General features: G+C 63.9%; 6 protein-coding genes and 2 pseudogenes. 7 read left to right on the top strand and 1 reads right to left on the bottom strand.

Features of this window, described 5'->3' with window-relative positions; genetic code table 11:
• The 4 genes and pseudogenes from V7N12_RS08860 to V7N12_RS08845 form a co-directional block, all read left to right on the top strand.
• Positions 1–528 (top strand): annotated as a pseudogene (locus V7N12_RS08860) (hydroxymethylglutaryl-CoA lyase); the annotation flags it as partial.
• On the top strand, positions 525–1,310 hold the full coding sequence (locus V7N12_RS08855; protein WP_333714125.1) for a crotonase/enoyl-CoA hydratase family protein: 786 nt from the start codon (positions 525–527) through the stop codon (positions 1,308–1,310). The pseudogene V7N12_RS08860 and the gene V7N12_RS08855, both read left to right, overlap by 4 nt.
• Before the next feature lie 67 nt (positions 1,311–1,377).
• On the top strand, positions 1,378–2,295 hold the full coding sequence (locus V7N12_RS08850; protein WP_333714124.1) for a hypothetical protein: 918 nt from the start codon (positions 1,378–1,380) through the stop codon (positions 2,293–2,295).
• 139 nt (positions 2,296–2,434) lie between these two features.
• Positions 2,435–2,800, top strand: a complete 366-nt coding sequence (locus tag V7N12_RS08845) for an NADH-quinone oxidoreductase subunit A (RefSeq protein ID WP_333714122.1) — start codon at positions 2,435–2,437, stop codon at positions 2,798–2,800.
• A 4-nt stretch (positions 2,801–2,804) separates the two neighbouring features.
• Here V7N12_RS08845 and V7N12_RS08840 read toward each other — a convergent pair whose 3' ends face one another.
• On the bottom strand, positions 2,805–3,437 hold the full coding sequence (locus V7N12_RS08840; RefSeq protein ID WP_333714120.1) for a TetR/AcrR family transcriptional regulator: 633 nt from the start codon (positions 3,435–3,437) through the stop codon (positions 2,805–2,807).
• 71 nt (positions 3,438–3,508) lie between these two features.
• On the opposite strand from V7N12_RS08840, the gene V7N12_RS08835 reads away from it, so the two are divergent.
• The 3 genes and pseudogenes from V7N12_RS08835 to V7N12_RS08825 form a co-directional block, all read left to right on the top strand.
• Positions 3,509–4,051, top strand: coding sequence for a GFA family protein (locus V7N12_RS08835; protein WP_333714118.1), 543 nt, complete (start codon positions 3,509–3,511; stop codon positions 4,049–4,051).
• Complete coding sequence (locus V7N12_RS08830; RefSeq protein ID WP_333714117.1) at positions 4,044–4,331, top strand: DUF6958 family protein; 288 nt, start codon at positions 4,044–4,046, stop codon at positions 4,329–4,331. The genes V7N12_RS08835 and V7N12_RS08830 overlap by 8 nt, the downstream gene beginning before the upstream one ends.
• Before the next feature lie 114 nt (positions 4,332–4,445).
• Positions 4,446–4,586, top strand: a pseudogene (locus V7N12_RS08825) (NADH-quinone oxidoreductase subunit B); the annotation flags it as partial.

Raw genomic sequence — 4,586 nt, 5'->3', positions numbered from 1 at the left:
CAAAGCAACCTCAATTGCTCGGTCGCGCAGTCGATTGATCTGTTGCGCCCCGTGGCCGCGGCGGCGGCAAAGGCGGGGGTGGCGTTGCGTGGTTATGTCTCTTGCGTGACCGATTGCCCGTTCGACGGCCCCATCGCCCCTGCGCAGGTGGTCGATGTGGTCGCGCGCCTGCGCGCGGTGGCGGCGATGCCGGTGTCCTTGGGCGATACCATCGGCAAGGGCTCGCCCGAGACGGTGGGCCGCATGATCGAGGCGGTCAGCGATGTGGTGCCGGTCGCGGAGCTGGCGGGCCATTTCCATGATACCGGCGGGCGGGCCCTGGCGAATGTCGCGGTGGCGCTGGATCTCGGCCTGCGGGCCTTCGATGCGGCGGTGGGCGGTTTGGGCGGCTGCCCCTATGCGCCGGGCGCGCCGGGGAATGTGGCGACCGAAGCGGTGCTGGACATGCTGGCCGCGCGCGGGTTCAAGACCGGCGTGGACCGCGACGTGATCGCGCGGGCGGCGCAGATGGCAAGGGGGATGCGATGATCGGACTGACTGTCGACGGGCGCGGGGTGGCGACCCTGACGCTGGAGCGTCCCGAAAAGCACAATGCCCTGTCGCAGGCGATGATCGACGCGCTGACCGACAGCGCAGCAGAGATCGCCACGCGGCGTGACATTCGCGTTGTCGTGCTGACGGGGGCGGGCACCTCCTTTTGTGCCGGCGGCGATCTGGGCTGGATGCAGGACCAGATGCGGGGCGATGACGCGGACCGGCGCAAGGCTGCGACCGCGCTGGCAGGCATGCTGGGGGCGCTGAACGGCCTGCCGCAACCGCTGATCGGCCGGATCAACGGCAATGCGCTGGGCGGCGGCGTGGGCATGGCCTGCGTCTGCGACATCGCGATTGCGGCGGATCATGCGCGCTTCGGGCTGACCGAGGTGCGGCTGGGGCTGATCCCCGCCACCATCGGGCCTTACGTGCTGGCGCGGATGGGGGCGGCCCATGCGCGGCAGGTCTTCATGTCGGGGCGGGTCTTCAACGCGGCAGAGGCCGCGCGGCTGGGGATCGTGGCTCGGGTCGTCGCGGCAGAGGGGCTGGATCAGGCGATTGCCGATGAGGTCGCCCCCTACCTTGACGCGGCACCGGGGGCGGTGCGCGCAGCCAAGCGCCTGACCCTGTCGATGGGGCCGCAGATCGACGAGTCGGCGGTGGCCGCCTCGATCGAGGCGCTGGTCGCGCAATGGCGCTCGGACGAGGCGAAAGAAGGCATTTCTGCCTTTTTTGAGAAACGAACGCCGGTTTGGACGGATGAATCGGGCGGCTGATGCCCCAATCCGGTCCAACTTCTGATCAGTTTGATGGGCAAGGTGCAGGTCTGAAGGAGACCGCACCATGTCATTTGCATTGCCCACAGTCGACCAGATGATCTACCGCGTGATGCGCCTGCGCCGCCTGATCGCGGTCAGCGCCGCGATCCCGATGCTGTTTCTGCTGGCGGTCTACTTCGCCGCCCCCGATTTCATGTCGCCCGCGCAGACAAGCCTTGCGATCCTCGGCGTGGCGGCGGCGGTTCTGCTGCATGCGGTGCTGTTTCCCAATGTGACGCTTGAAACAGTGGCTGTCGCGGTCGCGGGGACGGCCCTTGCGCTGATGCTGCCGGTGCTGGAGGTGATTTCTCGCTGGGCCCCGGCCGATCAGCAATCAGGCGCTTTCCTGCTTTTGGTGATGTTCGGGATCGCTCTGGCCGGTCTTGTGGTCGTCGTCACGCAGATCGGGCTTGGCGCGTTTTTCTACGGTGGTCCGGTGGTGCGGCGTGTCATGCAATACCGGCAGGCGCTGCCCTGCAGCGCCAGGGTGGCCTACCAGCAACTGGCCCTGCGCCCCGAAACGCGGCGCGGGCGGGTTCTGACCGGTGCCTGCGACGAGAACGGCTTTTTCGATGTCGCGGTCGCGGTCGGTGGCACCGATCTTGCGCCCGACTGCGTCAAGGTCGATGCCAAGGTGCTGGGCTCTGATCCGGCGCGCCATGACGTGATGTTGCTGACCCGTGCCGGTGCGGTGACCGTGACCTCGATCGGCTTTACCCAGACCGAGACGGGCTGCATCGTCGACGTGCGCGACATGCCGGGAGATTTCACGATCGGCATGTATCTGCTGTTCTGGCTGACCGACCAGCAGGCCGACAACCTCACCGAGATGACCGATGCGCTGTTCGGCCACGCGGCACGGGCCAATGGTCTTGCGCATACCGGATCGCTGGTCGCCGCGGCGGGCATGATCCTGTCGCCACGTGCGCCGATGATCGACTGACCGGCCCCGCACACTGACTGCCCAATATTTGACCCGCTGCGGCATCCGGCTTGGTTGACCCTTGCCGGTGCCGACGGTATGCAATCTCCAGCCAACAAGCGGCGCGCCAAGATGCGGGCCGAGCCGAAAGGAACACCCCTTGCAGGACATGCTGTCGGAATACCTGCCGATCCTGATCTTTCTGGGACTCGCGATTGCCCTTGGACTGATCCTGATCCTTGCCGCCGCGATCGTGGCCGTGCGCAATCCCGACCCCGAGAAGGTGTCGGCATATGAATGCGGGTTCAACGCCTTCGACGATGCGCGGATGAAGTTCGATGTGCGGTTCTATCTGGTCTCGATCCTGTTCATCATCTTCGATCTGGAAGTGGCCTTCCTCTTTCCGTGGGCGGTCGCTTTCGGTGACATCAGCATGACCGCTTTCTGGTCGATGATGATTTTCCTCGGCGTGCTGACCATCGGCTTTGCCTATGAATGGAAAAAGGGCGCGCTGGAATGGGAGTGAAGGCTTACACGCCGTAGGCTGTCCAAAAGACCCTGACGCATTCCCTGACGTGCGCCTCTGATGCGCCGGGCGCCAACGTGCTTGACTGACCTGTCAGCATCACTTCGCTTGTCGGTCCGCCCATGATCAGCCAATTGAACGTCCGGGCCGCGCGCAATGGGTCGGGGGCATGCAGGCGACCGACGTGATGCCACATCGCAAAGGCCCGTTCTAGTCGGCCAATTGACGTTCCGGGCCCCAGATCGAAGACGGCTTGGCCGAATGACGGGAACCGCGCTGCCTCGGCAATGGCGACACGCCGCACCTGCATCAGCGCGGGATCGTGGGCAGTGCGCAACTGTTCGCGGGCATGGGCGTAAAGGAACGCCTTTGGATTGTCGGTCACTTGCGGGTCCGGTGCGGCCGCGCGCTGGGCGGTGACCGCCTTGGCGATCATGGCTTCTGCCATTGCCAGGAAGAGTGCCTCTTTGGTCCCGGCATGCGCGTAGAGCGTCTGTTTCGACACCTTCGCCTCGTCGGCGACATCGTCCATGCGCGTTTCGAGAAACCCCTTGCCGAGAAACAGTTTTGTGGCCGCCGACAAAATCTTGTCGCGGGTGCGCTGGACGCGCGGGGAAAGTTGGGTGTGAACAGTCATAATCTCACTTAGCACAACATTCTTGACAATCAAACTGGACCGTACAGTATGATTTTGAAAGTGAGGCCAAAGTGGATCAGATTCGCCTGAGTTGCCGTTGTGGACATGCAGTGATGATTGCCGATGGCGGACCGATCATGGCGGCGGAATGTCACTGCACCAGTTGCGGCATCGCTGCCGAACGGATGGAGGCTCTGCCGGGGGCCTTGCCCATCCGGGTAGATACCGGAGGCACGCAGTTTGTGCTCTTGCGCAAGGACAGGGTCAGTTTTCAAGAAGGTCACGACCTGCTGCGCAGTCTTTGGCTGACACCGCAAAGCAAGACCAGACGGGTGGTTGCGGTTTGCTGCAACACGCCCATGTTTCTGGATTTCTGTCACGGACATTGGTTGTCAATCTATGCCGACCGATGGCCGGCGGTATCACGCCCAAGGATGACGCTGCGGACTATGACCGGGGACCGGACCGATCCGGCACCCCTCCCCAATGATATACCGAACCCGAAATCGCATGGTATGGGCTTCATGGTTCGTCTGCTGGGGGCTTGGGTCGCCATGGGCTTCCGGACGCCTGAAGTCGCTGTCGGGCAACAAAGGTTGGAGAGCGATGTCTGAAGAAACGATCGAGGTCCTGACTGCCGCAGGCAGGCCATACCGCGCGAATCGGGCCAAGTTCGCCGCCATGCGTACCGCGCTCCTTGCCGTGCTGCCGGACGACGCGCCTGGGATCACTGTTGCCGAGGCAAAGGCGGCATTGCTGCCTGCACTTGATCCTGTTCTCTTTCCTGATGGGGCCAAGGCGGGCTGGTGGATCAAAGCGGTGCAGCTGGATCACGAGGCGCGGGGTTTGATTCTGCGCGGCAAAGGCAGCCCGGTGCGGCTCTACAAGGTCTGAACTGCGGAGGTCTTGACGACCTCCCGCGCGGTCTGTCGCGTTGACGCGCCCATTCAGGAGAGTTACATCATCAATAGCCAAGGGTAGCAATGCTGCCAGACAAGGGGAGCCAGTATGGGCGTGATGACCGGCACAGCCGTTGGGGCCGACAAGGAACACGGCGCGCAACTGATCAGTTCCGAACTGCAGGACAAGGGTTTCCTTGTGACCAGCACCGCCGACATCATCAACTGGGCGCGCACGGGGTCCTTGCAC

The organism is Yoonia sp., from assembly GCF_036770585.1.
In the GTDB taxonomy this organism is placed as follows: domain Bacteria; phylum Pseudomonadota; class Alphaproteobacteria; order Rhodobacterales; family Rhodobacteraceae; genus Yoonia.
The sequence above is the reverse complement of the archived record's forward strand: the minus strand, read 5'-3'. Positions and strand labels throughout refer to the sequence as shown.

Coding starts and splice junctions, on each gene's coding strand:
- V7N12_RS08855 (WP_333714125.1), top strand. CDS start 525: ATGATCGGACTGACTGTCGACGGGCGCGGGGTGGCGACCCTGACGCTG.
- V7N12_RS08850 (WP_333714124.1), top strand. CDS start 1,378: ATGTCATTTGCATTGCCCACAGTCGACCAGATGATCTACCGCGTGATG.
- V7N12_RS08840 (WP_333714120.1), bottom strand. CDS start 3,437: ATGACTGTTCACACCCAACTTTCCCCGCGCGTCCAGCGCACCCGCGAC.
- V7N12_RS08830 (WP_333714117.1), top strand. CDS start 4,044: ATGTCTGAAGAAACGATCGAGGTCCTGACTGCCGCAGGCAGGCCATAC.